General features: G+C 69.8%; 27 protein-coding genes, 1 tRNA gene and 1 pseudogene. 12 read left to right on the top strand and 17 right to left on the bottom strand.

The features are described from left to right. Positions 1-527 precede the first annotated feature (527 nt). The 3 genes from GI374_RS19425 to GI374_RS19415 all read left to right on the top strand — a co-directional run bounded on the left by GI374_RS19425 (position 528) and on the right by GI374_RS19415 (position 2,394). Positions 528-674: a DUF2924 domain-containing protein gene (locus GI374_RS19425; RefSeq protein WP_229583444.1), complete on the top strand. Its 147-nt coding sequence runs from the start codon at positions 528-530 to the stop codon at positions 672-674. A 221-nt stretch (positions 675-895) separates the two neighbouring features. Further along, positions 896-1,459, top strand: coding sequence for a recombinase family protein (locus GI374_RS19420; RefSeq protein WP_229583442.1), 564 nt, complete (start codon positions 896-898; stop codon positions 1,457-1,459). After that, positions 1,456-2,394: a recombinase family protein gene (locus GI374_RS19415; RefSeq protein ID WP_229583440.1), complete on the top strand. Its 939-nt coding sequence runs from the start codon at positions 1,456-1,458 to the stop codon at positions 2,392-2,394. The genes GI374_RS19420 and GI374_RS19415 overlap by 4 nt, the downstream gene beginning before the upstream one ends. A gap of 383 nt (positions 2,395-2,777) precedes the next feature. Here the strand turns inward: GI374_RS19415 and GI374_RS16590 are convergent. The 4 genes from GI374_RS16590 to GI374_RS16575 form a co-directional block, all read right to left on the bottom strand. Then, positions 2,778-2,852 (bottom strand) — tRNA-Gln (locus tag GI374_RS16590). A gap of 80 nt (positions 2,853-2,932) precedes the next feature. Then, complete coding sequence (gene kdsA, locus GI374_RS16585) at positions 2,933-3,775, bottom strand: 3-deoxy-8-phosphooctulonate synthase (RefSeq protein ID WP_370515426.1); 843 nt, start codon at positions 3,773-3,775, stop codon at positions 2,933-2,935. Next, positions 3,772-5,454, bottom strand: a complete 1,683-nt coding sequence (locus tag GI374_RS16580; protein WP_370515425.1) for a capsule biosynthesis protein — start codon at positions 5,452-5,454, stop codon at positions 3,772-3,774. The genes kdsA and GI374_RS16580 overlap by 4 nt, the downstream gene beginning before the upstream one ends. 97 nt (positions 5,455-5,551) lie before the next feature. After that, positions 5,552-6,205, bottom strand: a complete 654-nt coding sequence (locus GI374_RS16575) for an ABC transporter ATP-binding protein (RefSeq protein WP_154338156.1) — start codon at positions 6,203-6,205, stop codon at positions 5,552-5,554. 256 nt (positions 6,206-6,461) lie between these two features. On the opposite strand from GI374_RS16575, the gene GI374_RS16570 reads away from it, so the two are divergent. From GI374_RS16570 to GI374_RS16560, 3 genes are read left to right on the top strand one after another with little or no spacing between them, the layout of a single operon-like run. Further along, positions 6,462-7,049, top strand: coding sequence for a uracil-DNA glycosylase family protein (locus GI374_RS16570; RefSeq protein ID WP_154338174.1), 588 nt, complete (start codon positions 6,462-6,464; stop codon positions 7,047-7,049). Then, entirely contained in the window at positions 7,046-7,783 is a 738-nt protein-coding gene (locus tag GI374_RS16565; protein ID WP_370515424.1) for an SseB family protein, read from the top strand. The genes GI374_RS16570 and GI374_RS16565 overlap by 4 nt, the downstream gene beginning before the upstream one ends. Positions 7,784-7,795: 12 nt before the next feature. Next, positions 7,796-8,203, top strand: coding sequence for a SufE family protein (locus GI374_RS16560; RefSeq protein ID WP_154338155.1), 408 nt, complete (start codon positions 7,796-7,798; stop codon positions 8,201-8,203). A 58-nt stretch (positions 8,204-8,261) separates the two neighbouring features. Here GI374_RS16560 and GI374_RS16555 read toward each other — a convergent pair whose 3' ends face one another. Further along, entirely contained in the window at positions 8,262-9,440 is a 1,179-nt protein-coding gene (locus GI374_RS16555) for a deoxyguanosinetriphosphate triphosphohydrolase (RefSeq protein WP_154338154.1), read from the bottom strand. A 68-nt stretch (positions 9,441-9,508) separates the two neighbouring features. On the opposite strand from GI374_RS16555, the gene GI374_RS16550 reads away from it, so the two are divergent. After that, entirely contained in the window at positions 9,509-9,844 is a 336-nt protein-coding gene (locus GI374_RS16550; protein ID WP_154338153.1) for an iron-sulfur cluster assembly accessory protein, read from the top strand. Positions 9,845-9,861: 17 nt separating this feature from the next. Here GI374_RS16550 and glmS read toward each other — a convergent pair whose 3' ends face one another. Then, positions 9,862-11,679: a glutamine--fructose-6-phosphate transaminase (isomerizing) gene (gene glmS / locus GI374_RS16545; RefSeq protein WP_154338152.1), complete on the bottom strand. Its 1,818-nt coding sequence runs from the start codon at positions 11,677-11,679 to the stop codon at positions 9,862-9,864. Next, positions 11,679-13,022 carry a bifunctional UDP-N-acetylglucosamine diphosphorylase/glucosamine-1-phosphate N-acetyltransferase GlmU gene (glmU, locus tag GI374_RS16540; RefSeq protein WP_154338151.1) on the bottom strand — a complete coding sequence of 448 codons (1,344 nt, stop codon included), beginning with the start codon at positions 13,020-13,022 and terminating at the stop codon, positions 11,679-11,681. Before glmU ends, glmS begins: the two co-directional genes overlap by 1 nt. 105 nt (positions 13,023-13,127) lie before the next feature. On the opposite strand from glmU, the gene GI374_RS16535 reads away from it, so the two are divergent. Together GI374_RS16535 and ychF are read left to right on the top strand one after the other, a co-directional pair. Then, entirely contained in the window at positions 13,128-13,808 is a 681-nt protein-coding gene (locus GI374_RS16535) for an HAD-IA family hydrolase (RefSeq protein WP_154338150.1), read from the top strand. Between the two features lie 66 nt (positions 13,809-13,874). Beyond that, entirely contained in the window at positions 13,875-14,972 is a 1,098-nt protein-coding gene (gene ychF / locus GI374_RS16530; protein WP_154338149.1) for a redox-regulated ATPase YchF, read from the top strand. Positions 14,973-15,089: 117 nt separating this feature from the next. Here the strand turns inward: ychF and GI374_RS16525 are convergent, their stop codons facing one another. The 3 genes from GI374_RS16525 to GI374_RS16515 are packed head-to-tail and all read right to left on the bottom strand — an operon-like array spanning position 15,090 to position 17,598. Next, complete coding sequence (locus tag GI374_RS16525) at positions 15,090-15,869, bottom strand: MetQ/NlpA family ABC transporter substrate-binding protein (protein WP_154338148.1); 780 nt, start codon at positions 15,867-15,869, stop codon at positions 15,090-15,092. Positions 15,870-15,884: 15 nt separating this feature from the next. Further along, entirely contained in the window at positions 15,885-16,559 is a 675-nt protein-coding gene (locus tag GI374_RS16520; protein ID WP_154338147.1) for a methionine ABC transporter permease, read from the bottom strand. Then, the gene (locus GI374_RS16515) at positions 16,540-17,598 is read right to left on the bottom strand and encodes a methionine ABC transporter ATP-binding protein (protein WP_154338146.1); all 1,059 of its coding nucleotides are present in this window, start codon (positions 17,596-17,598) and stop codon (positions 16,540-16,542) included. Before GI374_RS16515 ends, GI374_RS16520 begins: the two co-directional genes overlap by 20 nt. A 396-nt stretch (positions 17,599-17,994) precedes the next feature. Between GI374_RS16515 and GI374_RS16510 the strand changes: the two genes are divergently transcribed. Further along, on the top strand, positions 17,995-19,107 hold the full coding sequence (locus GI374_RS16510; protein WP_154338145.1) for an HPP family protein: 1,113 nt from the start codon (positions 17,995-17,997) through the stop codon (positions 19,105-19,107). A 55-nt stretch (positions 19,108-19,162) separates the two neighbouring features. On the opposite strand, the gene GI374_RS16505 is transcribed toward GI374_RS16510, so the two are convergent. Together GI374_RS16505 and GI374_RS16500 are read right to left on the bottom strand one after the other, a co-directional pair. Further along, positions 19,163-20,593 (bottom strand): UdgX family uracil-DNA binding protein, encoded by a 1,431-nt coding sequence (locus tag GI374_RS16505; RefSeq protein WP_154338144.1) that lies wholly within the window; start codon positions 20,591-20,593, stop codon positions 19,163-19,165. Position 20,594: 1 nt separating this feature from the next. Continuing rightward, positions 20,595-21,824, bottom strand: a complete 1,230-nt coding sequence (locus GI374_RS16500) for a putative DNA modification/repair radical SAM protein (protein WP_154338143.1) — start codon at positions 21,822-21,824, stop codon at positions 20,595-20,597. 686 nt (positions 21,825-22,510) lie between these two features. Between GI374_RS16500 and GI374_RS16495 the strand changes: the two genes are divergently transcribed. Next, complete coding sequence (locus tag GI374_RS16495; RefSeq protein WP_154338142.1) at positions 22,511-22,981, top strand: hypothetical protein; 471 nt, start codon at positions 22,511-22,513, stop codon at positions 22,979-22,981. Positions 22,982-23,142: 161 nt separating this feature from the next. Here the strand turns inward: GI374_RS16495 and GI374_RS16490 are convergent, their stop codons facing one another. Genes GI374_RS16490 through fumC form a run of 4 tightly spaced genes read right to left on the bottom strand, consistent with a single transcriptional unit; the run spans position 23,143 to position 25,304 of the window. Next, the gene (locus GI374_RS16490; RefSeq protein ID WP_154338141.1) at positions 23,143-23,382 is read right to left on the bottom strand and encodes a ribbon-helix-helix domain-containing protein; all 240 of its coding nucleotides are present in this window, start codon (positions 23,380-23,382) and stop codon (positions 23,143-23,145) included. Then, positions 23,375-23,563 (bottom strand): DUF4169 family protein, encoded by a 189-nt coding sequence (locus GI374_RS16485; protein ID WP_370515421.1) that lies wholly within the window; start codon positions 23,561-23,563, stop codon positions 23,375-23,377. The genes GI374_RS16490 and GI374_RS16485 overlap by 8 nt, the downstream gene beginning before the upstream one ends. Beyond that, positions 23,560-23,910, bottom strand: a complete 351-nt coding sequence (locus tag GI374_RS16480) for a VOC family protein (protein ID WP_229583437.1) — start codon at positions 23,908-23,910, stop codon at positions 23,560-23,562. Before GI374_RS16480 ends, GI374_RS16485 begins: the two co-directional genes overlap by 4 nt. Continuing rightward, the gene (gene fumC, locus GI374_RS16475; protein ID WP_154338138.1) at positions 23,910-25,304 is read right to left on the bottom strand and encodes a class II fumarate hydratase; all 1,395 of its coding nucleotides are present in this window, start codon (positions 25,302-25,304) and stop codon (positions 23,910-23,912) included. Before fumC ends, GI374_RS16480 begins: the two co-directional genes overlap by 1 nt. A 535-nt stretch (positions 25,305-25,839) precedes the next feature. Between fumC and GI374_RS16470 the strand changes: the two genes are divergently transcribed. Next, positions 25,840-26,019 (top strand): transposase, encoded by a 180-nt coding sequence (locus tag GI374_RS16470; RefSeq protein ID WP_154338172.1) that lies wholly within the window; start codon positions 25,840-25,842, stop codon positions 26,017-26,019. Between the two features lie 186 nt (positions 26,020-26,205). On the opposite strand, the pseudogene GI374_RS16465 reads toward GI374_RS16470, so the two are convergent. Next, positions 26,206-26,482, bottom strand: a pseudogene (locus tag GI374_RS16465) (hypothetical protein); the annotation flags it as partial.

The raw sequence follows: 26,482 nt of genomic DNA, 5'->3' as shown, positions 1-26,482 counted from the left end.
CCGCCGCCTGCTCAGCAGGCAACTCCCCAGAAGAAGCGTGGTCGTCGCCATCCCTGACACCGGCGCCCGCCAGATAAGCCGGCATCGTCATGTGTCAAGAAGATAACTTAAATAGAGCAACCGGTTGATAACTTCACTGGAAGGTTACTCGCATTACCCGGGTCTCGACCTTTCGCTAAATCCGCTCGACTTCCCAGTCTCACCGAGCCCGGGCCTGCTTCGGTAGCGGAGGCGGGATCACCGCGGGGGACAACGGAGCAGGACCATGGACGACCGGACGGGTGCGGGCAGGAGTGTTGAGCACATCATGGCATTGGACCGCGCCGCGCCCCGCGCATCATGGCGGGAGAGCATTGGCGAACTGCCGCCGGCATCAATCAGCCAGCAGTTCATGCGCCGCATCCTCGCCTTCGAGCTGCAGCTGCAGGAGGACGGCGGCTGGCCGCCGGGGTTGCGGCAGAGGGATCGCGCGCGGCATAGAGCGTCAGCCGCGGGTGCGCTCAGCGGCGCCGAAGCCCGGAGGCCGGTTGCTGCGGGAGTGGAACGGCACCACCCATGTCGTCGAGATCGGTGATGATAAATATCGCTGGGACGGCCGGAACTGGGACTCGCTCTCGGCGATCGCCCGCGAAATCACAGGCGCCCACTGGTCCGGGCCGCGCTTCTTCGGCTGAAACCAGGTGATCCGCGCGGCCGCACTCGGACGGGCGGCAAGGGCCGCAAGGGTACAGGGCGATGAGCCCGCCTGCCATCCGTTGCGCGAACTATACTCGCAAGTCGACGGAGGAGGAGTTGGAACAGGGCTTCAACTCGCTCGACGCCCAGTACGACGCCTGTGCCGCCTACATCGCCAGTCAGCGTCACGAAGGCTGGCGGCCGGTCCGGGAGCGCTATGATGATGGTGGCTTCTGAGGCGGCAACACCGAACGCCCGGCTCAACCGGCTGCTGGCGGAGGTCGATGCCGGCCGCATCTCCATGATCGTGGTTTACAAGATCGACCGGCTGACCCGGTCACTCGCCGACTTCGCCAAGCTGGTCGAGCGCCTCGATGCCACGGGCTGCTCCTTCGTCTCGGTTAAACAGGCTTTCAACACCTCGATCTCCATGGGCAGGCTGACCCTCAACGTGTTGCTGTCTTTCGCCCAGTTCGAGCGCGAGGCCGGCGAGCGCATCGGCGACAAGATCGCCGCCTCGAAGAAGCGCGGGCTCTGGATGGGCGGCACGCTGCCGCTCGGTTACGACTGCCATTCCGACCCGCGCGAGCAGGTGCTGGTGGTCAACGAGGCCGAGGCAAGCACCGTGCGACAGATCTTCGATCTTTACGAGCAGTGCGGAAATCTTTCGGCCCTCAAGGACGAGGTGCGCCACCTCGATCTGCGCTCGAGTCCCGGCGCGGCCGTGACGGCCGCGAGGTGGGAGATCGGCCATTCGACCGCGGGCAGCTGCACTACCTGTTGACCAACCCCGTCTACATTGGCCCCACCCGGCATGGCCGTGTCGAGAACGAGGGACAGCATCCGCCGATCATCGACGAGGCGCAGTGGCAGCGTGTTCAGAAAATGCTCACCGACGCCGCGGGCCGGAAGCGCGGTGATGCCTCGCTGCCTGATCCCGGGGCCGCGCTGACGGGCAGGCTGGTCGACGATACCGGTGACCGCCTGACGCCTACCCCACACGCAGAAGGGCGCGCGGCGATACCGCTACTACGTCTCCAGCCGGCTGGTGACCGGAAAGGCCGACAATTCAGCGTGGCGGCTCCCGCCCGGGCACTGGAACAGGCGCTCGCCGCCGGCAACGCGGCGCATCTCCGCACCCGTGTCGATCAGCACGACCTGCTGACGCTGCCGGATCTCGCCCGCCACGATGATCTGCTCCGCCGGCTTGAGCTGTCCGGCAGGGGAGCGCAGGCGGAGAGCGCCTGGGTCGGGCTGATCGAGAGCGGGAAGCTGGAGCGCGACGCTGCGACCCTCGTCCTCAGCCCCGAAAGAGGGGCAGCGTTCTTCGGCCTCTGCCCGGAGGCGCTCGCGCCCAGCGCCCTGCTGCTGTCCGTGCCGCTTGCCCTGCGGCGCCGCGGCGTCGAGCAGCGGCTCGTGATCGGCTCTCCGCAGAACTTGCCCGACACGCAGCTCGTCGCGCATCTGACCCGGACGCGTCGCTGGCTCGGAGAGATCCGCCGCGGTCGCGAAATCCGCAGCCTCGCCAAAGCGGACGGCGTCTCCGAAGGCTGCCTCCGCCTCCATCTGCAGCTGGCCTTCCTGGCCCCCGCGATCCAGCAGGCGATCCTCGACGGCACCCAGCCGGAGGCGCTGACGGTGCACCGTCTCACGCGTCCCGAGATGCCGGCCGACTGGGCTGCGCAATACGCTCGAACCGGCATCTCGCCCGTGAGGTGAGCATGCTTGACAGGGCTTGGAGAGGTCTCCCTGATCCGGCCTGCGGCTACCCTGCTCCCGTTGATCGCTTTCCCTGTTCGGCGCGCGCGGTTCCCTGTTACTGTGCGTAGGGAATTCTTCACATAACCAGTTGAATGTGCACAGCGAAGTACCGCTCCGCGACTGGGGATGCGGCCGTTTTCTAGGATTTTTCTTGTATATTCCCTGTAACAGCGACGCCGGCACAAACCGCACGACGAAAAACCCGCTCTGAGACGGGGTCGTAGGAAGCCGGATATGTGGGAAGCAGGGAGCGTCTCTCGGCAGGGAGAGCGCGCACAAGCCGCGGAAATCACGCAGGGAAAACCGCGAAGCTCGCGGGAGACGAAATCAGGGAAGAAGATTGGCTGGGGCGGTAGGATTCGAACCTACGGTACACGGTACCAAAAACCGATGCCTTACCACTTGGCCACGCCCCAACCGTGCGGGGGTGCTTAGCTAAGGCGGCAGGGGGCTGCAAGCGAAAAAAGCGCCGCCCGATCCCCTTAGCGGTGCCCCGTCAGACCCCCACGGGGTCGCTCTTGGCGAGGCGGTCGAAGCGCAGCAGGCTCGTCACCAGAGCCGGCATGGCGTCGAGCGGGATCATGTTCGGACCATCAGACGGCGCCTGGTCGGGCGCCTCATGCGTCTCGATGAAGACCCCGGCGACGCCGAGCGACACCGCCGCGCGGGCCAGCACCGGGGCGAATTCGCGCTGGCCGCCGGAGGAGCCGCCCTGGCCGCCGGGCTGCTGGACGGCGTGGGTCGCGTCCATGATGACCGGCCGGCCGGTGCGGGCCATGATCGGCAGGGCGCGCATGTCCGTGACCAGCGTGTTGTAGCCGAAACTCACGCCGCGTTCGGTCAGCAGGATGCGTTCGTTGCCGGTTGAGGCGACCTTCGCCGCCACGTTGGGCATGTCCCAGGGCGCGAGGAACTGGCCCTTCTTGATATTCACCACCGCGCCGGTGCGGCCCGCGGCCAGCAGCAGGTCGGTCTGGCGCGACAGGAAGGCGGGGATCTGGATCACATCCACCACCTCTGCCGCCGCCGCCGCCTGCGCCTCGTCGTGGATGTCGGTCAGCACGGGGCAGCCGATCCGGTCGCGGACCGCGGCCAGCATGGCCAGACCGTCCTCCACCCCGACCCCGCGCCGCCCCGAGAGCGAGGTGCGGTTGGCCTTGTCGTAGCTCGCCTTGAAGACGTAGCCGGCGCCCGCGGCCCGGCAGGCCTCCGCCATCGCCTCGGCGATCATCAGCGCGTGGTCCAGCGTCTCGAGCTGGCAGGGACCGGCGATCACCGTGAGCGGCAGGGCGTTGCCGCAGCGCAGGTCGCCGATCGCGACTTCGCGAGGCGCGGTCACGTGGACACCTGCTCGCGCAGGATCGAGGCGGTCAGCGACAGCATGAGGTAGATCCCCGCGAAGATCAGGAAGGCCACGACCGTGTTCTGCACGGCCTTGGGATAAGTCGGCTGGTCGGGGGGCACCGGCGTCACGGCGAGCGAGAGGTAACGCACCTGCTTGTTCGCCTCGATCCGCGCTGCCTCCATCTGCGCCGCGGCCGAGGCAAGCAGTTGCTGGCGCGTCAGCAGGTCCCCCTCCGCGATCCGCAGCTCGCCGGTGACGGTGGCGAGCGAACTGCGCGCGCTCGAGCTTTCGGTCAGCGCCCCGCGGCGTTCGGCGATCATCCGCTCGAGGCGCGCGATGTCGCCCTCGACGCCGGCCACCCGGCTCTGGTTGGGGCGCGCGTTCGCCTGCAACTGGCCAAGCTCCAGCTGCTTGGCGGTCAGCTCGGTCTCCAGCTGCGCGATCTGCGCCATGGCGGCTGAGCCCTCGGCCACCGGGTCCAGCACGCCCAGCCGCTGTTGCAGCTCCTGAATGCGGACCTGCGCTTCCTGGACCCGCGCCTCGGCGTCGCTGTAGCTCTCGATCGCGCCTTCCATCTGGTCGGAGCGCAGCCGGGCCGACATCTGGTCCACCTGATCCTCGGCATAGCGCAGCAGCGCCAGCGAATATTGCTCGCTCAGCTGCGGGTCGGGCGCGATCACCTCCATGCCGATCACGCCCTCGGTCGGATCGTAGCTGATCTTCACCGAGTTGCGGTAGACGTCGTAGGCGTCCTCGTTGGTGGCATCGGGCGGCAGCCGCAGCAGGGGGTCGATCGAGGGGTCCTGGAAGACCCGCTTGAAGCCGATCTCCTCGTCGAGCCGCATCATCGCCTCGCGCGAGCCGAGATAGGTCTGCACCGCAACGCTGTCGGGGTTGGTGGCGAGCTGCGTGCCGGCGAAGAGGCTGCCGAGGCCCGCCGGCGAGGCAGCCTCGGCCTTCTGGATCTGGAAGGCCGAGACGGTCGCAAAGAGCGGCGTCGCCACGGCGAAGTAATACCAGCCCGCGAGGATCGTGGGCAGCGCCACGAAGGCCGCGAGGCGGGCCAGAAGCGCGAACATCCGGCGGCGGCGGCGGCGGGCGATGTCGCGCTGGATGCGGAAGATCTCGGCCGCGCGGCGGTCTTCGGTCAGCTGCTCTCGCGAGGGCAGCGCGGGCATGGTGTCGGGCAGCGGCACGACCGGGCGGGGTTTCCCCGGCGCGCCGTCCCGGCCGACGACCGAAGGGGCCTGCCTTGAGGGGGTGGCCGAGGCGCGCTGACCCTCGTCGGCCACCACGCGGCGCAGTGCCGCGCTGTCGAGCGGGTCGATGCCCCGGCGCCGCAGCAGCGCCACCGCTTCCTCGTCGCTGGACGCGGCGATCCCCTGCGAGACGGCGATGCGGTTGGCGACCCGGAGCTGGCGCGGGGAGAGACGCTCGGCCTTCACCGCCTCGATCTCGGCCGCGAGGCCGTCATCGGGAGCGGCCGCATCGCTGGCCTGCGCCGGGGCGGCGCCAGGAAAGCGCATGCCCGCGAAGCCATCGTCATCCGCGTCGGGCGCGAAGAGATGCGAGTGGTCCTGATCGGCGGCATCGGCCGCAGGCGCCTGCGGCTTGCCGGCGCGTGCGCCGCGCCGCACCTCGAGCCGCAGCTTTGGCGGCGTTGCGGATGCCACGGCCGCTTTGGCCTCACCCGCGGGGGCAGTCCCGCCGGCGCCGTCGCGAACCCTGGCGAGCACCGATTCCTCGCGGCTCAGGTGGAAGAGGCGGGCTTCAGGCTGTGTAGTCATAATATTGCTGCGCCTCGTCGAGGGTCTCGAACATGTAGAGCCGGCCGTTGCGCAGCACCGCAGCGCTGCGGCAGAACTTCTCGATCGTCTTGGCCTGGTGCGAGACGACGATCACCGTCGCGGTCTTCAGCCGCTCGAAGAGCACGCCGCCGGCCTTGCGGTTGAACTCGACATCCGTGGTCGAGGGCATTCCCTCGTCGATCAGGTAGATGTCGAACTCCAGCGACAGCAGCAGCGCGAAGTTGAGCCGCGCGCGCATGCCCTGGCTGTAGGTGCCCACGGGGCGGTCGAAATACTCGCCGATGTCGCAGAGCCAGCGGCAGAAAGCTTCGACATAGTCGGGGTCGAGGCCGTAGATTCGGGCGATATAGCGCACGTTCTCGTTGGCCGAGAGCTTCGGCACCGTGCCGCCCATGAAGCCCAGCGGGAAGGACACCCGCGCCTCGCGCCGGATCGTGCCCTCGTCCGGCTTTTCCAGCCCACACATCATGTTGATGAGGGTGGTCTTGCCGGTTCCGTTCGGGGCGAGGATGCCCAGCGAGTTGCCCAACTCGACCCGGAACGAGGCCTGGTCCAGGATCACCTTGCGCTGCGTTCCGGTCCAGAAGGATTTCGAGACCTTGTCGAACTCGATCATGGCGTCAGACCCCGCCTGCCGGGCGGGGCTGGTTCAGGCTCGAGGGATGGACCGTCAGGGACATGGAAACGGGCTGCGGCTATGGCGGCGGGGGCTGCGCAAAATCTTGACTTGCGCGGCCGCTACATAGGCCCGGAAGGGGCCGGGTGTAAACGGGAAGGCTAAATCTGTCAGCATCGTGACCGCCCGCCGGGATCACGAAGGAACCGCGCGAGTGGTGGACCGCGGCGCCTCGCGCCCCTATCTGAACCCCGCGATGACCGAGCTTGCCCGACGCATCTCCGACTGCCGCCTCTGCGCCGACCGCTTCGCGGCGACCGCGACCCGGCATGCGCCGCGCCCGGTGGCATGGTTTGCGCCGGGGGCGAAGGTGCTGGTCGTCGGACAGGCGCCGGGGCTGCGGGTGCATGAGGCGGGCCGGCCCTTCGCCGACCGCTCGGGCGAGCGCTTGCGCGACTGGATGGGGGTGGACGAGGCCACCTTCTACGACCGCAGCCGCATCGCCGTCGTGCCGATGGCCTTCTGCTTTCCCGGCTACGACGGCCACGGCTCCGACCTGCCGCCGCCACGCCTCTGCGCCGCGACCTGGCGGACGGAGGTGATGGCGACCCTTGCGCCCGAAGTCACGCTGCTGATCGGCGGCCATGCGCAGGTTTGGCACATGGGCCGTGCGGCCACGGCGGGCGGCGTCCGCGCCACCGTCGCCCGCTGGCGCGACCATGCGCCTGCCGTCTTCCCCTTGCCGCATCCCTCCTGGCGCAATACCGCCTGGCTGCAACGCAACCCGTGGTTCGAGGCCGAGGTCGTGCCCGCGATCCGCGCCCGGCTGGAGGAGGTGCTGTGAGCGCGCTCGACGATCTCTGCAAGACGCCGTTCCACGAGGCAGACAACGCCGCCCGCGCCGCGGTCCTGCGGCGGCTGGCGGATACGGAGCTTTTTGTCGCGCTCGCGGAGGAGCCAGAGGGCGAGACGATCTCTCTCCTGCGCCTTCCGCTGGGCGACGGAGCGGAGGCCGCGCTCGCCTGCGACGATGAGGCCCGGCTTGCCGCGGCGCTAGGACGGCCAGTGCCCTATGCGGTGCTGCCGGGGCGCGAACTGGCGCGGCGGCTGGCCGCGGCGGGAGTGGGGCTGCTGGTCAATCCCGACGCGCCCTCGGCGATGCTGCTCGATGCAGGCACGCTCGACTGGCTGACCGGAGCGCTTGCCGGGGCGCCTGCGGCCGAGGAGGCGTGGCTTGGTCCGTTGAGGGCGCCCGACGCCGCAGTGGTGGCTGCTCTCGCCGAACCCTTGGGGGCAAGGCTCGCCGACATGCCGGGGCTGGTCGAGGAGGCGGTGCTGGTCGGGGCAGAGGGGGCGCATCTGCTGATCCTGAAGGGCACGCCCGAGGCCGCCCGGCCCGCGCTCGCCAAGGCGGTGGCCGAACTCGTGGCCTTTCTGCCGCCGCTGCCTGCGCCCCTCGACGTCACCTTCGACGCGCCCGCCGCGCTCCCCGCAGGCGCTCTCGCGATCCGCCTCGAACCGCTCCCGCCGCCGCAGCCCGCGCCGCCCGAACCGCCGCGCCCGCCGCGGCTCCGCTGAAGGAAACTGCCCATGGCCCAACACGATTTCGAGGATCTCGTCGAGACCTTCGCCTTCCTCGACGACTGGGAGGACCGCTACCGCCACCTGATCGAGATGGGCCGGGATTTCCCGCCTCTCGACGACGCGCTGAAGGTGCCCGCGACCAAGGTCGAGGGCTGCGCGAGCCAGGTGTGGCTGGTGCCGCGCATCGAGGGAGGGCGCTTCGACTTCGCGGGCGAGAGCGACGCGGGGATCGTGCGCGGGTTGATCGCGGTGCTGCACACCCTCTACGCGGGGCTGCCCACCGGCGCGGTCGGGCAGGTAGACGCGCAGGCCGAACTCGCCCGCCTCGGGCTCGACGAGCATCTTTCGGCGCAGCGCTCGAACGGGTTGCGCGCCATGGTCGGCCGCATCCGCCAGACGGCCGCGGCGGCGTGACGATCCTTCGGACGAAGGATCGTTCCAGTTTCTGCGGACGCAGAAACTGCCGCCCGGCTCAGCCCTCCGGCTCGCCGATCAGCCGCCGGTATTCCGAAAGCGCGAAGCGGTCGGTCATCCCGGCGACGTAATCCAGCACCACCCGCGCCCGCGCCGTGTCGTCCGTGGCGCCGGCGGCCTCGGCCTGCCACTCGTCGGGCATTGCTGCCGGATCGACCATGAACAGCGGAAACAGCCCGTGCAGCACCTGCGTGACTCGGGCACGCTCGGCCATGACGGTGGGGGCCCGATACATGCGCGCGAACAGGAAAGCCTTGATCGCCTTCAGGTTCTGGTAGAGCGGCTTCGAGAACCGGATGATCGGCCCGTCCATCGCCCGGATCTCGTCAGCCGAGGCGGGCTGCGCGGCCGCGAGGCGGTTTCTCGCCACGGCGATCACGTCCTCGACCATGACCCCGAACACCCGCCGCAGCGCCTCGTGACGGCGGCGCATCGGCTCGACGCCGGGATGCAGGCGGTCCACTTCGGCAAATGCCGGGCCGATCACCGGCAGCGCCGCGAGGTCGTCCTCATCGAAGAGGCCGGCGCGCAACCCGTCATGCAGATCGTGATGGTTGTAGGCCACGTCATCGGCCACCGCCGCCACCTGCGCCTCGGCCGAGGCGAAGGTGCCGAGTTCCAGGTCCCAGGCGGCGTTCACCTCGGCCAGCGCATAGGGCAGGGGGCCTGTCGCCGGGCCCCCGGTCGGGCCTGTCCCGACAAGCGGGCCATTGTGCTTGGCGATCCCCTCCAGCGTCTCCCAGGTGAGGTTCAGCCCGTCGAAGCCGGCATAGTGCCGCTCGAGCCGGGTCACGATCCTGAGGGCCTGCGCGTTGTGGTCGAACCCGCCCCAGGGCGCCATCAGCTCGGCCAGCGCATCCTCACCGGTATGGCCGAAGGGCGGATGGCCGAGGTCATGGGCCAGCGCCACGGCTTCGGCCAGATCGGTGTCGAGACCGAGGACGGAGGCGATCGTCCGCGCGACCTGCGCCACCTCGATCGTATGCGTCAGCCGGGTGCGGTAATAGTCGCCCTCGTGCTCGACGAAGACCTGCGTCTTGTGCTTCAGCCGCCGGAAGGCGCTCGAATGGATGATGCGGTCGCGGTCGCGCTGCCAGGGCGAGCGGAAGGTCGAGAGGCCCTCGGGCCAGAGGCGGCCGCGGCTGTCTTCGGGCTGGCAGGCATAGCGGGCGCGCATCGGGCTTCCTTGCGGTCTACGGGGGCGAGCCTATATCGTGGGGAGACCGCCAAGAACGGGAACGCCCCATGAACGTCTCGCTCAACCTCCCCCCGACCGTCTCCCCCCGCGCCTTCGCCCGGCTGGCCGAGATCAATGCCGCGGGCACACCGCAGCCATTGCGCGTCGCCGTGCTGGGCGGCGGCTGCTCGGGTTTCCAGTATGACATCCGCCTCGACGCCCCGGCGGAGGACGATCTCGTGCTGGAAGGCGACGGGCAGAAGGTGGTCGTGGACCCCGTGTCGCTGCCGTTCCTCGCCGGGGCCACGATCGACTTCGAGGACGAGCTGATCGGCGCCCGCTTCGTGATCCGCAACCCGAACGCCGCCTCGTCCTGCGGCTGCGGCACATCCTTCTCGATGTAGCGGCCGCTTCGGGGCCGCTACTCCACGGTCACGGACTTCGCGAGGTTGCGCGGCTGGTCCACGTCGGTGCCCTTGGCGACCGCCGTGTGATAGGCCAGATACTGCATCGGCACCGCGTAGAGGATCGGCGCGAAGGCGCCGCCGCCCTGCGGCACGGTCAGCGTGGCGTGAGTGCCGGCACCCGCCCGCTCGACTCCCTCCGGGTCCGAGACCAGCAGCACCTGGCCGTGACGGGCCATCACCTCCTGCATGTTCGACACCGTTTTGTCGAACAGCGGCCCGCTTTGCGCCAGCACCACCACCGGCACGTTGCGGTCGATCAGCGCGATCGGCCCGTGCTTGAGCTCGCCCGAGGCATAGCCCTCGGCATGGATGTAGCTCAGCTCCTTGAGCTTCAGCGCCCCTTCGAGCGCGACGGGGTAGAGCCCGCCGCGGCCGAGATAGAGGACGTCCTGCGCCTCGGCGAGCCAGCCCGCCAGCTCCCGGCAATCCTCGGACACGTTCAGCGCCTGCGCCAGAAGCGCAGGCATGGCGCGCAGGTCGGCCAGATGCGCGGCGAGGGCGGCGTCGTCCAGTCGGCCGCGATCCCGCGCGGCCTTGAGGGCGAGGACCGCCAGCACCGTCAGCTGGCACGTAAACGCCTTCGACGACGCCACGCAGACCTCCACCCCGGCCAGCGTCGGCAGCGCCAGGTCGGCCTCGCGGGCGATGGCCGAGGTGCCCACGTTCACGACGCCGATGGTCTTCGCCACCCGCCCTTGCGCGTAGTGCAGCGCCGCGAGCGTGTCGGCGGTCTCGCCCGACTGGCTGACGAAGATCGCCCATGAGCGGTCCGAGAGCGGCGGCTCGCGGTAGCGGAACTCGGAGGCAATGTCGATGTCGCAGGGCAGCCCCGCGATCTGCTCGAACCAGTATTTCGCCACATGCCCGGCCAGATGCGCGGTGCCGCAGCCGACCAGCACGATGCGGTCCACCTCGCGGAAATCCATCGCCTCGGGCAGCACGATCCGGTCGCCGTCGAGGTAATGCGTCAGCACGTCCTCGACCACCCGCGGCTGCTCGGCGATCTCCTTGGCCATGAAATGCCGGTGCCCGGCCTTGTCGATGGCCGTCGCGCCCACGTCGATGCGCGCCATGTCGCGGTTCGCCCGCCGGCCCGCGGCGTCGAAGACCTCGGCGCCGGCGCGGGTCAGCACCACATGGTCGCCGTCCTCGAGATAGGTGATGCGGTCGGTGAAGGGCGCGAGCGCGATGGCGTCCGAGCCGAGGAACATCTCGCCGTCGCCATGCCCCACCGCCAGCGGCGAGCCCTTCCGGGCGCCGATCATCAGGTCGCCCTCGCGGTCGAACAGGAAGGCGAGCGCGAAGGCGCCTTCGAGCCGGGCGAGCGTCGCGCGCACGGCTTCCAGCGGGGTCATGCCCTGCGCGAGATAGCGCCCCGTGAGCAAGGCCACCGTTTCCGTGTCGGTCTCGGTTTCCGGCCCGATGCCCTCCGCCGCGAGTTCGGCGCGGAGTTCGCGGTAGTTCTCGATGATGCCGTTGTGGACCACGGCGACCGCGCCATGCGCGTGCGGGTGCGCGTTGCCCTCGGTCGCGGCGCCATGGGTGGCCCAGCGGGTATGACCGATGCCTGAGAGGCCGGTCAGCGGGTCATGGACCAGCCGGTCCGAGAGGTTGACCAGCTTGCCGACGGCGCGGCGGCGGGCGAGCGTCCCCTCGGCGTCCACGGTGGCGATCCCGGCGCTGTCATAGCCGCGGTATTCCAGTCGCTTCAGCGCCTCGACCAGTTGCGGGCCGACCTCATGCCGCCCGAGGATTCCGACGATCCCGCACATCAGCCGCGCTCCTTCTTCTGCGCCCGCAGGCTTTCCATGATCCGCGCTCCAAGGCCCGGCCTTGTCACCTGCCGCGACCGCCCGAGGGCGAGCGCATCGGCCGGCACATCCTCGGTGATGACCGACCCCGAGCCCGTCACGGCCCGGTCGCCCACCGTCACCGGCGCGACCAGCATCGTGTCGCTGCCGATGAAGGCGCGCGCGCCGATCACGGTGCGGTGCTTCATCACGCCGTCGTAGTTGCAGGTCACGGTCCCCGCGCCGATGTTCGTGCCCTCGCCGATCTCCGCATCGCCCAGATAGGTCAGGTGGCCGACCTTCGCCCCCTCGTGGAGCACGCTGTTCTTCACCTCGACGAAATTGCCCACATGCACGTCGCCGCCCAGTTCGGCGCCGGGGCGCAGGCGGGCGAAGGGGCCGACCGTGGCGCCGGCGCTGACATGGCAGCCCTCGAGATGGCAGAAGGGCAGGATCTCGGCCCCGCTCTCGATGGTGACGCCGGGGCCGAAGACCACGTTGGGGCCGATGATGGCGTCGCGGCCGACGGCGGTGTCGAGCGCGAACCAGACCGTCGCGGGATCGGTCAGCGTGACGCCATCCTCCATCGCGGCGGCGCGGGCGCGGGACTGGAAGGCGGCCTCGGCGGCGGCGAGTTCAATCCGGGTGTTGATGCCCAGCGTCTCGGCCTCGTCGCAGGTGACGACATCCACGCGCCGCCCGGCCTCGCGGGCGAGGCCCACGACATCGGTGAGGTAGTATTCCCCCGCCGCGTTGTCGTTGCCGAGCCGCCCGACCAGTTCGCGCAGCAGTCCCGCATCGGCCGCCAGCACGCCCGAGTTGCAGAGCGCGATCTGCCGTGTGGCGGCGTCGGCGTCCTTCCACTCGACGATCTTTTCAAGGCCCTCGGCCCCCACGACCAGACGACCGTAGCGGCCCGGATCGGCGGCCTCGAAGCCCAGCACGACGATGTCGGCCGAGTGTCCGGCGAGTTCCTCCAGCGTCTGGGGCGCGATGAACGGCGTGTCGCCATAGAGGACCAGCACCCGCCCCTCGAACCCATCCAGCAGCGGCAGCGCCTGCGCGACCGCGTGGCCGGTGCCCTTCTGCTCCGATTGCAGCGCGATCTTCGCCTCCGGGTCGAGCTTCGCGGCGGCGGCCGAGACCGCCTCCGCCCCATGCCCCGCGACCAGCACCAGATGCGCCGGCTCCAGCACCCGCGCCGCGGCCATCGCATGCGCCATCAACGGCACGCCGCCGAGGCGATGCAGCACCTTGGGCAAGTCGGACCGCATGCGGCTGCCCTGACCGGCGGCGAGGATGACCGCCGCAACTTCCCTCGCCATGAAATCCCGCCCTGCCGGTTGTCTTGCCTGACCGCGGCTTCTAACGAGGCATCCGCCGGGGGCCAAGGGGCGGCCCGGTCACGCTTGGCAACGGAAGGTTACGGCATGGCGGTTCCCGGAACGGTGGTGTTCGACCTCGACGGCACGCTCGCGGACACCGCGGCCGACCTGATCGCGGCCGCGAACGCGACCCTCGCCGACCGGGGGATCGAGGCGGCGCTCGACCCGGTGAAGGACGCGCTCACCGCCTTCAAGGGCGGGCGGGCGATGCTGCAGGCGGGCTACGGGCGGATGCCGGGCGACCTGCTGCTGCCGCCGGGCGCCGAGGACGACGACTACCCGCGCCTCCTCGAGCATTACGGCCGCAACGTCGCCGTCCACACGACCCTCTATCCGGGCGTCGAGACGGCGCTGGACGCCCTCGCGACCGAGGGCTACCGCCTCGCCATCTGCACCAACAAGCCCGCGAAGCTGGCCCATGACCTGCTGGCCGCGCTGCGGCTCAGCCACCGCTTTGCGGCGATGATCGGCGCCGACACGCTGCCGGTCCGCAAGCCCGACCCGCGCCCCTACCGCCGCGCGGTGGAACTGGCGGGCGGCGAGGTCCGGCGCAGCTTCCTCGTCGGCGACACCATCACCGACCGCGACACCGCCCGCGCCGTGGGCGTGAAGGTCGCCCTCGTCGGCTTCGGGCCGGAGGGCGAGGGCATCACCCGCCTCTCGCCCGACGCGGTGCTGGCGCATTTCGATGACCTCGCGCCGCTCGCCCGCCGCTGGCTCGGCTGAGGCGCGCTTTACCAAGCGAGACGGCTGCCCTAGAAGGCGCGGGTTCTTCAGCAAGGGGTCGGGATCATGGGCTTTCGCATGGGCATCGTCGGGCTGCCGAATGTCGGCAAGTCCACGCTCTTCAACGCGCTGACCCGCACCGCCGCGGCGCAGGCGGCGAACTTCCCCTTCTGCACGATCGAGCCGAACGTGGGCGAGGTCGCGGTCCCCGACCCGCGCCTCGACACGCTGGCCGGCATCGCCGGCTCGCGCCAGATCATCCCGACCCGCATCACTTTCGTGGATATCGCGGGACTCGTGAAGGGCGCGAGTCGCGGCGAGGGCCTCGGCAACCAGTTCCTCGCCAACATCCGCGAGGTGGACGCCATCGCCCATGTCCTGCGCTGCTTCGAGGACGGCGACATCACCCATGTCGAGGGCCGCGTGGACCCGCTGGCCGACGCCGAGACCATCGAGACCGAACTGATGATCGCCGATCTCGAGTCGGTCGAGCGGCGGCTGGCGAACCTCGCCCGCAAGGTGAAGGGCGGCGACAAGGAGGCCCTCGCGCAGGAACGGTTGCTGAAGGCCGCGCAGGCGGCGCTCGAGGCCGGCCGCCCGGCGCGCACGGTGCCGGTCCCGGAGGAGGACGCCCGCGCCTGGGATCAGCTGCAGCTCCTGACGGCGAAGCCCGTCCTCTACGTCTGCAACGTCGCCGAAGCGGAGGCCGCGGACGGCAACGCCCTGACGCGGGCCGTGGCTGCCAAGGCCGAAGCCGAAGGCGCCGGGCACGTGGTGATCTCGGCCCGCATCGAGGAGGAACTGGCCCAGCTCTCCCCCGAGGAGGCCGCCGAGTTCCTCGCCGAGATGGGCCTCGACGAGGCCGGCCTCGACCGCCTGATCCGCGCCGGCTACGAGCTGCTGGGCCTGCAGACCTACTTCACCGTCGGCCCCAAGGAGGCCCGCGCCTGGACCATCCCCAAGGGCACCCTCGCCCCGCAGGCGGCAGGCGTGATCCACGGCGACTTCGAAAAGGGCTTCATCCGCGCCGAGACCGTGGCCTATGCCGACTACGTCGCCGGCCGCGGCGAGGCGGGCGCGCGAGAGGCCGGCAAGTTCCGCGTCGAGGGCAAGTCCTACGAGGTCCAGGACGGCGACGTGCTGCACTTCCTGTTCAACGCCTGAAGGCCGCCGGGCCCGCGCCGACGCCCTCCAGTAACCTTTGTTCTCCCACGCCGCTTGCTGCTGGACACGCCGGCCGAGTGGGCGCAGGCACTCCCCTGCCAAGGCAGGGCGCCTGCCTCACCACGAGGTGATGACAGCGCCCTGGTATTTCGTGTCGATGAACGACTTGATTTCGGGCGAGTGATAGATCTCGACCAGTTGCTTCACCCAGGGCTGGTTCTCGTCGCCGGCACGCACGACGATGATGTTCGCGTAGGGGCTGTCGGCCTTTTCCATCGCGATCGCGTCGTCCTTGGGATTCATCCCGGCGGCCAGCGCATAGTTGGTGTTGATCAGCGCGATATCGGCGTCGGCCAGTGCGCGCGGCAGCTGGGCGGCGTCCAGTTCCATGAACCGCAGGTTCTTCGGGTTCCCGGTCACGTCCAGCGGCGACGGCGTCAGCCCGGCTTCGGGATCGACGGTCAGCACGCCCAGATCCTGCAGGATCAGCAGCGCGCGGCCGCCGTTGGTCGGGTCGTTCGGGATCGCCACCCGCGCGCCGTCTGGCAGCGCGTTCATCGACTCCAGCTTCGTCGAATAGACGCCCATCGGCGTGGTGATGGTCTTGGCGACCGTCACCAGATCGAAGCCGCGGTCCCTGATCTGGTTGTCCAGATAGGGCTGATGCTGGAAGCTGTTGGCCTGGATGTCGCCATCGGCCAGGGCCTGGTTCGGCACGACATAATCCGAGAACTCGATCACGTCGATGTTGAGGCCCTGCGGCGCGGCGAGCTTTGCAACCTCCTCCATGATCTCGGCGTGTTCGCCGGGCGAGACGCCGACCTTGATGTCCTCGGCAGCCGCCAGCCCGGCCGTCAGGGCGAGAGCGGCGGCGGATGCGGCCAGAATGCGACGCATGGCTTGTCCTTTCTGTTACCGGCCCCGGTCCTTCGGGGCGCGCTTGTCATAACGGGCGGCGATGCGCTCGCCGACCGACTGCACCAGCTGGACCATGACAATCAGCACGATCACCACGGCCAGCATCACGGAGGGCATGAACCGCTGATAGCCATAGCGGATGCCGAGATCGCCCAGCCCCTCGCCCCCGACCGCGCCCACCATCGCGGAATAGCCGATCAGGCTGACCACGGCGAGCGTCAGCCCCAGCGCGATGCCGGGCAGGGCTTCCGGCAGCAGCACCTTGCGGATGATCTGCGCGGGCGTGGCGCCCATCGCGCGGGCGGCCTCGATCAGGCCGCTGTCGATCTCGCGGATCGAGGTCTCGACAAGCCGCGCGATGAAGGGCGCGGCGGCGATGGTCAGCGGCACGATCGCGGCCGTGGTGCCGATCGAGGTGCCGACCAGCATCCGCGTGAACGGGATGATCGCGACAACGAGGATGATGAACGGGACCGAGCGGGTGGCGTTGACGACCAGGCCCAGCACGCGGTTGGCGGCCGCCGCCGACAGCAGCTCGCCCCGGCGCGAGGTGGCCAGGAAGACGCCCAGCGGCAGCCCGATGAGCGTGCCGAGGATCGACGAGGCCGCGACCATGTAGATGGTCTGCAGCGTGGCCGTGACGAGCAGCTCAACCAGTTGCGGCGACATAGCCCAGCCCCCGCGTCATCAGCCCGTGGCGTTCCAGATAGGCGCGGGAGTCGTCCTCGCGATCCGCCTCAAGCCCGACCAGCAGGTTGCCGAAGGGCCGCGCGCCGATCTCCTCGATGGCGCCGGCCAGAACGTTGACCTCGACGCCGAGGTCGCGCGTGAGGCGCGCCAGCATCGGGTCTGTCGCGTGGTCGCCGACGAAGGTCACCTGCACCACCGCCTGCGACGGCCCCGCGGGGCGCTCCGGGCGGAGCCGGTCGGCGATGAACTGCGGCAGCGCGACGGTCGTGATGCCGGTCAGGAAGGACCGCGTGACCGGATGCCGGGGGCGGGCGAAGACCTCGTAGGTATCGCCCGCCTCGACGATTTCGCCGGCTTCGATCACCGCGACATGGCTGCAGATCTGGCGCACCACCGCCATCTCGTGGGTGATGAGCAGGATCGTCAGCCCCAGTTCCCGGTTGATGTCGCTGAGCAGCGCCAGCACCGAGCGGGTGGTTTCCGGGTCGAGCGCCGAGGTCGCCTCGTCCGACAGCAGCACGCATGGCGTCGTGGCCAGCGCCCGGGCAATGCCGACGCGCTGCTTCTGCCCGCCCGACAGCTCCGCCGGATAGCGGTCGGCCAGCGGCGCCAGCCCAACCAGCTCCATCAGCTCGGCCGTGCGCCGGGCGATCTCGGCGCGCGGGACGCCCGCGATCTCCAGCGGCAGGCCGATGTTGGCCCGAACGGTGCGGTTGGCCAGCAGGTTGAAGTGCTGGAAGATCATTCCCACGCTGCGCCGTATCTGCCGCAACTCGGCGCCCCGCGCAGCGCCCACGTCGTCGGCGCCGACCAGCACCTGCCCCGAACTGGGCCGCTCCAACCCGTTCGCCATCCGCAGCAGCGTCGATTTCCCCGCCCCCGAGCGGCCGATGATCCCGGTGATCGACCGCGCCGGTACGTCCAGCGTGACACCGCGCAGCGCCACGACCTCGGCCCCGCCTGCCTGGGGCCAGACCTTGCTGACCCCGCGGAAGGAGATCGAGGTGCCTTCGGTCATGGTTCGGAGAGGGGCGGCGACGGTCATGGTCGCCGCAGATAGTCCCTGCACCGGGAAGGTTAAAGCCCGCCCGCGAGGTGGCCCCGCGGTTCCTTCTCATCGTGAGCATTTGCAATCCGTCACCAATGCCCCGTGCCGTCCGAGGCATCAGGCGCGGCGTCGATGAACAGCGCCGCTGCCGAAAGAAGGTCGGTTCTCGGCAAAGAAACGGAGGCGCGGCACGACGTTCTCCATCGCTGGCAAAACGGATGACCGCCTCCCCCTTCCGGCCAGATCCGGGAAAACCGGCATCCCCAAGCCCGCGGCAAGACAGTGTAAAAGGGCAGGCAGAGCTTTCCCCTCGCGTCGGTCTGTGCTCATAGCCTCGAGCGAAACCTCCCCGGCAGCAGACCCGCCTTGAAAACCAACCTTCCTCTCTGGCGGGCCTTCGGACCTGTTCTTCCCGCGGCGAGCCCGCGCGAGTTGCTTCGTGCGACGGTGGGCGGCGCCGTGGGGATCGGCGGCTGCGCCCTGCTGGTATTGGCCTCCCCCGGTCTGTTCGGCCTGCCGCTGATGTTGATCGCGCCGCTCGGCGCATCGGCCGTGCTGATCTTCGCGGTCCCGAATGCCCCGCTTGCGCAGCCCTGGTCGGCGGTTGTGGGCAACATGGTCTCGGCGCTGGTCGCGGTCCTGGTGCTCCGGCATGTGCCCGCGCCCCTCGCGCCTGCTATCGCGGTCGGCGGGGCCATCTTCGCAATGCTCACGCTGCGCGCCCTCCACCCGCCCGGAGGTGCCATCGCGCTCCTGACCGCGCTCGACCCCGTGCCGGCGCTGGAGATGGGGTTCCTCTACGCGCTCGCGCCGGTCGGGCTGATGACATCGGCGCTAGTTGCCATGGGGATTCTCTATGACCGGCGCACGGGTCGGCGCTATCCGTTCCGGCAGCCGCGCGCAGCCGACGCTCGGGCCCCTTCGCGGCTTCCGCTGGCGGCCGACGAACTGGCTTCGCTGTTGCAGCGCTTCAACCAGTCGCCGAACATCGGCGTCGCGGATCTGGGCCGCATCCTCGCCGCGGCCGAAGAAGAGGTCGCCAACCACCGCTTCGACGCGGTCACATGCGCGCAGATCATGACCTCGAAACTGGTCACGGTTGGCCCTGATGATCCCATCGCGGCGGTGGCGCGCCTGTTCCGCAGCCATGCCATCAAGAGCATTCCGGTGGTGGAACCGTCGGGCGCGCTGCTGGGGATCATCCTGCAGGCCGATGTCATCCGCTGGCTGACGACGCCCGGCCTCAGCCTCGCGACGGTGCGCAGCCGGCACCGGATCACGGCCCGACAGATGATGCGGACCGCGGACCGGGCCGTCGCGGCGGACCTGCCGGTCGGCCATCTCCTGCGGCGGCTGGCCAGTCAGGGCGGCGAAGCGATCCCGGTCGTGGACGCCGGCGGGCGCCTCGGCGGGATCATCACCCGCTCGGACATCATGCGCCTGCTGCTGCACGGCACTGAACGCCGCGCGGCTGCCTGAGCGGGAACCACCGCCGAGAGGCCGCGCTGCCGGCCGCCCGCCGAGGCCGGGACGGTCACGCCGCGATGATCTTGCGGGCAAGCCGCAGGTCCTCGGTCAGTTCCTGGCGCGCGGCCGCGGCCCGGCCGTGATCGGGCAGGCGCAGGATATAGGACGGGTGCCAGCTGATCAGGACCGGGCCCTCCGGCGTCTCCTCGACCCGGCCGCGGCGGCGGGTCATGGCGTCCTTGCGCCCCGTCAGCGCGAGGGCCGCGGTGCCGCCGAGCGCCATGCTGAGCTGCGGCTGGACGAACCGACGCTCGAGACCGAGCCACCACTGGCAGGCCTGCACCTCGCCCGCATCGGGTGACTGGTGCAGGCGGCGCTTGCCGCGCGGGGTGAACTTGAAGTGCTTGACGGCATTGGTCAGCCAGGTCCGTTCGCGCGCGATGCCCGCCTCCTCCATGGCGTCGTTCAGGACCTGACCGGCCGGGCCGACGAAGGGACGCCCGGCGAGGTCCTCCTGATCGCCGGGCTGCTCGCCCACGATCATCAGCCGCGCGTCGGGCGGGCCCTCGCCGAAGACCGCCTGGGTGGCGTTCTGGCAGAGGTCGCAGCGGGTGCAGAGCTGGCAGGCGGCGCGCGCGTCCTCGAGGCTCCCGATTACCGCCGGCGCCTGCGGCATGGCGGCGCGGTAGCGATCCGTGATCGCGGCCGCACGCATCGGGGCCTCCGTCGCGGCCGCCGCGCGCATGCGTTCCACCCGCGCCTCCGCGTCGGCCAGCATCGCCGGAATCTGCCCGGTCTCGGGCATGTTCTTCCAGTATTTCCGCGGCATGTGCTGGCGCATGGAGTCGAGCTTGATCCGCGCCGGGTTGAAGATGTTGGCGAAGTAGGTCGCCCACAGCGCCTCGGCCGCGTCGTCGGGAAGGTCGGGGCGCGGGGCGCCGGGGGCGAAGGTGAGCGCGCCGTCCTGCCAGATGGCGCTGAGGCGGGGGGTGTGGATCGCCCAGTCCATGTCGGCAAAGCGGCGGCAGAAGAAGCCGGCATTCGCCTCCACGATGCGATGCTCGGGCTCGAACCAGGCGGCGAAGCGGCGGCGGAGGCCCTCGCCCGGCAGTTCGCGGAAGCGGACGAAGGCGCGCATCTTGTGGATGTCGCGGTGGACCGACTTTTCCAGCGACTGCAGGCGGCGCAGCAGCGGGTCGGCGGCATCGGAGAGGAAGGCGCGCTCGGCCTGCAGGCGCAGCAGCGCCTGATACAGCAGTGCCGGCGCCGCCGGGTCGCAGTGCAGGATCGCCCTTCCGGCAAGATCGAGGAAGGCCGTCGGCACCGACAGCGCGCGCCCCGGCGCTTGCGGCAGCGGGTCCGCCGCGAACAGCCCCTCGGCGGCCGCGCCGACCGACCACTCGACCTCCTGCGCCGGGACATCATGCGCGGCGAGCGCGCGGGCGGCCTCGCGCCAGGCGTCCATCGTCCCGGTCTCGGGCAGCCGGACGCGGTGCATGCTAGAACAGGCTCAGCTGTTCCGGCGCCGGGGCGAAGCGGGCGCGCAGGTGCTCGGCATCGGTCAGCCCACCCGGCGACCAGCCGGGCAGCGCCACGAAGGGCTGCGCCTTCTTCATCGACGCGCCGATCCGCACGAGGTCGTCCCAGCCGAGCGTCCGGTGCCGGCGCCCGGCCAGGATCCGGTCCACGGAACTTGTGCCGAAACCCGGCACCCGCAGCAGCATCTCGCGCGGGGCGCGGTTCACATCGACCGGGAACTGCGCCCGGTTCGCCAGAGCCCAGCCGAGCTTCGGGTCAAGCTTCAGGTCGAGCATTCCGCCCGGCAGGGCCGAGGCGATCTCGTCGGCCTCGAAGCCGTAGAAGCGCATCAGCCAGTCCGCCTGATAGAGGCGGTGTTCCCGCATCATCGGCGGGCGGACCAGCGGCAGCGCCTTCGAGGCATCGGGAATGGGCGAGAAGGCGGAGTAATAGACCCGCTTCAGCCCGTAGCCGCTGTAGAGCCGCGCCGAGGTGCCGAGGATGTCGGCATCGCTGGCCGCGTCCGCGCCGACGATCATCTGCGTCGACTGCCCCGCGGGGGCGAAGCGGGCAGGGTGCTTGCCGGTATGGCTCCTCTCTTGACTCGCCTCCCGCGCGGTCCGCACGCGCGCCATCGCGGTGCGGATCGTCTCGGGGCGCTTTTCGGGCGCAAGCGCGCGGACCGAGGCGTCCTGCGGCAGCTCGATGTTGATCGACAGCCGGTCGGCAAAAAGCCCCGCCTCGTCGATCAGCTCCGGCGCGGCGTCGGGAATGGTCTTGAGGTGGATGTAGCCCTTGAAGCCATGCTCCTCGCGCAGGGTCCGGGCGATCCGCACCATGTCGGCCATGGTCTGGTCCGGGCTGCGGATGATGCCCGAGGACAGGAACAGCCCCTCGATATAGTTGCGCCGGTAGAATTCCAGCGTCAGCGTGACCACCTCCTCGACCGAGAACCGCGCCCGCTCGACGTTGGAACTGACGCGGTTCACGCAATAGGCGCAGTCGAAGATGCAGAAATTCGTCATCAGGATCTTCAGCAGGCTGATGCAGCGCCCGTCCGGCGTGTAGGCGTGGCAGATCCCGGACCCCTCGGTCGAGCCGATCCCGCCCTTGCGCGCATCCCGCCGCTCCGTCCCACTCGAGGCGCAGGAGGCGTCGTATTTGGCCGCGTCCGAGAGGATCGCGAGCTTGCGGGCGAGGTCTGGGTTCATGGCCCGTCAAGGTAACGCACGAACGAGAACGATTCAAGAACCAAGCGGGGAGGAAGCCGCAGGCCTTGCGGCGTTCACCCCCAGGAGGAACGTCATCCCTCCAGCAGCCGGCGCCTGCGCCTCCAGCAGTCCTGATCCTCCTGCGGTTGCCTCACGGTCCCGGCGATCGCGCCCTGAAATCCGCCGATATCGCCTCTCGGGTCCAACGGCCTTTTGCGCATTGGCTCGCGGCCGTCTTGCCGCCTCCGCGGCCGATGCCTTACCCTCATCGGCCAGGACGACATCCGGGGTTACGCAGGCAGTGACGAGCTTCGCTGTCAGGACGGCAACAACAAATTGACGGACGGCCCCGGAAGCGACGTCCTGATCGGCGGCAAGAGGGCTGACACCTTCCGATTCCACATCTTCAGCCATTCGCGTCCAGGCGAAGGGCCGACGAGATCAGGGCCGGCAATAGCGTTGCTGCCTCGAGGGCGTCGGCCGGGGGGATGTGATCGACGTGAGGGCCTTGACGCCGACCTGGCCGCAGGCGGCAACCAGAACTTCACCTTGCAGCACACTGGCAAGGGCGGCTTGTTGCTGGCCGCGCGGAACGGCTCGACGGTCGGCACCCTTGAGGTGCCGGCTGCTGTGACTCGCGCCTTCGTGGGTTCCCAGTGATGGCGCCGTGCGCCATCTTGCGGGCCATGAACAGGCACTCCGTCCTGCTGATGGCCGCCCTGATGCTCGCGGGTTGCGTTCCCGCCGGACCGCCTGCAGGTCTGCCCGGAGCGAATGCTCCAACGCAGGGGCGCCAGTCCGCGGTGATCGCCGATGATCGCGGCGGCAATGTCATGGCGATGATCCAGAGGCGCAACCAGCTTGAACGCTGGGGCGGTCCGGTCGAGATCAGGGACTATTGCGGGTCCGCCTGCACGCTTCTCATCACCCTGCCCAATGCCTGCCTCGCGCCGGATGCGACCGTCGGCTTTCACGCCCCGCGCCTGCCGGGCACGACCATCATCCCGCCGTATGTCGATGCGATCATGGGCTACTATTACCGGGGCGGGGTGCTGACCCGCTGGAACCGCGAGTGGAAGCACTCGCTGGAGATCCAGCGCATCACCGCGGCGGAATATGTCCGCCTCGACCCGCAGACGCGCGTCTGCGAAAGCTGATGCGGCCCGGTTTGGCGGACGGCGGGAGGCCGCTGAGGCCGGACCGGCAAGGCTCGACCAGAAGGCGATCCCTGCGCCGGCGCCATCCGCCGCTGCCAGTAGGGTGCGTGCTCCGCAAGCACCGTGTCGCCGCGCGGGATGGTGCGTGCTGAGCAGGCACCCTACGATCCCCGTACAACCGCTTCCGCCAGCACCGTCAGCCGCACCGCCGTCGCCAGCCCCACCTCCGGCGGGCGGCCGCGGTCGATCTCGGCCACCGCTTGCGCCGGGGTCAGTCCGTGGCGACGGGCGAGGGTGCGGAGGCCGTCCCAGAAGGCGTCCTCGAGGCTGACGCTGGTCGCATGGCCGCCGATCGTGACCGAGCGCTTCCGCGGCGGTCCCATCGGCGGCAGGTCAATCATCCGGGGTCTCGCGCCGGTGTCCGTCGAGCGCGCGAGCGAGGCGCCCGGCCTGCGCCTCCAGGCCCGCACGTTCCGCCTTCGTCAGGCCGTGGCGGGCGGCGTTGGCATCCGCCTCGCGGGCCTTGGCGGCGCGGTCCTTCGCCTTGCGCGCGCGGCGCAGGTTCACGACCTTGGCCGTCACGGCGCGACCATCAGCTGCCAGTTCACGCCGACTGCATCCTCGACCCAGGCGAAGCAGGGCGAGAAGTCGTAGGCGCCGAGCGGCATCCTGACCTCGCCGCCTTCGCCTAGCAGATCGGCCAGCCGCCGCACCTCGGCCTCGTTCTCGCAGGTCACGACCAGCGAGAAGGACGGCGTCAGGGCAAAGGCATGCGGCACCGGGCTGTCGAAGAGGCGCAGGCGCTGCCCGGCCACGACCACCTCGGCCGGGTTGGCGTCGGTCGCCTCGAGATCGGGAAAGGCCCGCCGCCAGACGGCGATGGCCTCGGCCACGCGCCCCTCGAACATCAGCTGCGGGACCGCCTGCATCAGTCCTCCGGGCCGATCATCTGCTCGGGCCGGACCACGCGGTCGAAGGTCGCGCCGTCCACGAAGCCGAGCGCGATCGCCTCCTCGCGCAGCGTGGTGCCGTTCCTGTGCGCGGTCTTGGCGACCTTGGTGGCGTTGTCGTAGCCGATCGTGGGCGCGAGCGCCGTGACCAGCATCAGGCTCTCCTGCATCAGCTTCTCGATCCGCGCGGTGTTGGCCTGCGTCCCGACCACCATGTTGTCGGTGAAGCTGACCGCGGCATCGCCCAGAAGTTGCATGGATTGCAGTACGTTGTAGGACATCATCGGGTTGTAGACGTTGAGCTCGAAATGCCCCTGCGAGCCGGCGAAGCCCACGGCCGCGTCGTTGCCCATCACATGCGCGCAGACCATGGTCAGCGCCTCGGCCTGGGTCGGGTTCACCTTGCCGGGCATGATCGAGCTTCCGGGCTCGTTCTCGGGCAGGATCAGCTCGCCCAGCCCTGAGCGCGGGCCCGAGCCCAGCAGCCGCAGGTCGTTGGCGATCTTGTAGAGGCTGACGGCGACCGTCTTCAGCGCGCCGTGGAAGAACACCATCGCGTCATGCGCGGCCAGCGCCTCGAACTTGTTCGGCGCGGTCACGAAGGGCAGGCCGGTGATCGTGGCGATCTCGGCTGCCACGGCCTTGTCCCAGCCCTTCTTCGTGTTCAGCCCGGTGCCGACCGCGGTGCCGCCCTGCGCCAATTCGTAGATATAGGGCAGGGCGAGCTTCACCCGCTCGATCCCCATGCGGACCTGATGCGCGTAGCCCGAGAACTCCTGCCCGAGCGTCAGGGGCGTCGCATCCTGCGTATGGGTGCGGCCGATCTTGATGATATCCCTGAACGCGTCGCGCTTGTCCTCGAGCGCACCCGCCAAATGCTCCATCCCCGGCAGCAGCAGGTCGCGGGCGACCATGCCGATGGCGACATGCATGGCGGAGGGGAAGGTGTCGTTCGACGACTGCCCCATGTTGACGTGGTCGTTCGGGTGGACCGGCTTCTTGCTGCCGATCTCGCCGCCGAGGATCTCGATCGCGCGGTTCGAGATCACCTCGTTGGCGTTCATGTTCGACTGCGTGCCCGAGCCGGTCTGCCACACCACGAGCGGGAAGTGGTCGTCGAGTCGACCCTCGAACACCTCTTGCGCCGCCTGTTCCATCGCCCGGCCGATGGTCGCGTCCAGCCGCCCCTCGCGCATGTTCACCCGCGCCGTCGCCAGCTTCACCGCGCCCAGCGCGCGAATGATCGCCGCAGGCTGCTTTTCCCAGCCAATCCTGAAGTTGCCGAGTGAGCGCTGCGTCTGCGCGCCCCAGTAGCGGTCGGTCGGGACCTCGAGCGGGCCGAAGCTGTCGGTTTCGGTGCGGGTCTGGGTCATGCTGCGCGGCCTCCGATCCTCTGGTCGGCGCCCTCATAGGCGCAAGGGCAGGGGGGTGCAATCGCGCGGGCGTTACCGCTGGCGGAAGGTGTAGACCCGCGCGGGCGGCAGGTTCGCCCTGATGCGCGCGCTGCGGTGAAGTGAGGCGGAAGCGCCCGCGCACCGCCTCCGACAAGGGCGGGGCCGGGCCGCAGGTGATCTGGCCCAAGGTCGCGCCGGGTCGGAAGCGGGCGAGCGCTGCCTCGAAGATGGCGCCCGCAGCGCCAGCACGGGCACGCCCGAGATCACCGAGCGGAAGGGATGAGGCGGTCAGCTGGACACCTCCGGAAACCGCGCGCTGCAGGGCGGATTGTGATTCAGTCCGCCTGAGATCAGCGGGGGTCGGCGATGGCGGTCAGTTGGGGTTCTGGTCGATCACGGAAGGGCTGGCGGAGATTTCGGCGCTGGGCGATCCGTTCGAGACGCTGGCGGCGACAGTGGACTTCGAGATATTCCGGCCGGTACTGAAGGGTGCCCTCGGCGACCGCCGCGCTGGATGGGTGGCCGGCCTCCGTTCGACCCGGTGCTGAAGTTCCGGATGCTGGTGTTGCAATCGCTGCACGGGTTGTCGCTCGAGCAGACCGAGTATCTGGCCCGCCACCGGCTGTCGTGGATGCGGTGGGTGCTGTCGCGAACGTGGTGGAGCTTCGGGGCTGGCGTAGTCTCCGGGCATTGACCCAACCCTGAACGGCGGTTGGCGCCGCCGTGGAGACCACGCCATGGATGGGACTACGACGACACCGACGCCGTCGCCACTTCTCGGTGTTGGGTGGCGCGATCCGCTGGAAGGCAGTCGATCGAGCTCGCGGAGGTTGCGCTCGATCGCGATCCGCTCGTCGTCCGGCACGCTCTGCCTCGCCAGCTACGCCCCGACCGCGCTGGTTGAAAAGGTCGGCGTGCGGACACTTCGGGACCAGATGCGCGGCGAGGATCGCATGCACCTCGTTCCTGACCCGCGTTCGATGCGCACGATCTGGTAGCGTCGCGCCACGAGCCGCCGCAGCCGCTCGGCCGCGGCGTCGGGCGTCTCGGGCAGGTAGCCCGCGACGTAGAGGTTCGCCAGAGTCCCCGCATCCACCTTGTCGGTCTGCCCATGGGCGGGGGCGATCGCCTTCACCTGCAAGGGATTGGCGATCACC

Origin of the sequence: Paracoccus sp. S-4012 (genome assembly GCF_009674885.1) — a bacterium.
In the GTDB taxonomy this organism is placed as follows: domain Bacteria; phylum Pseudomonadota; class Alphaproteobacteria; order Rhodobacterales; family Rhodobacteraceae; genus Paracoccus.
Note: the sequence above shows the minus strand (reverse complement) of the source record. Positions and strands in the feature narration are given on the sequence as shown.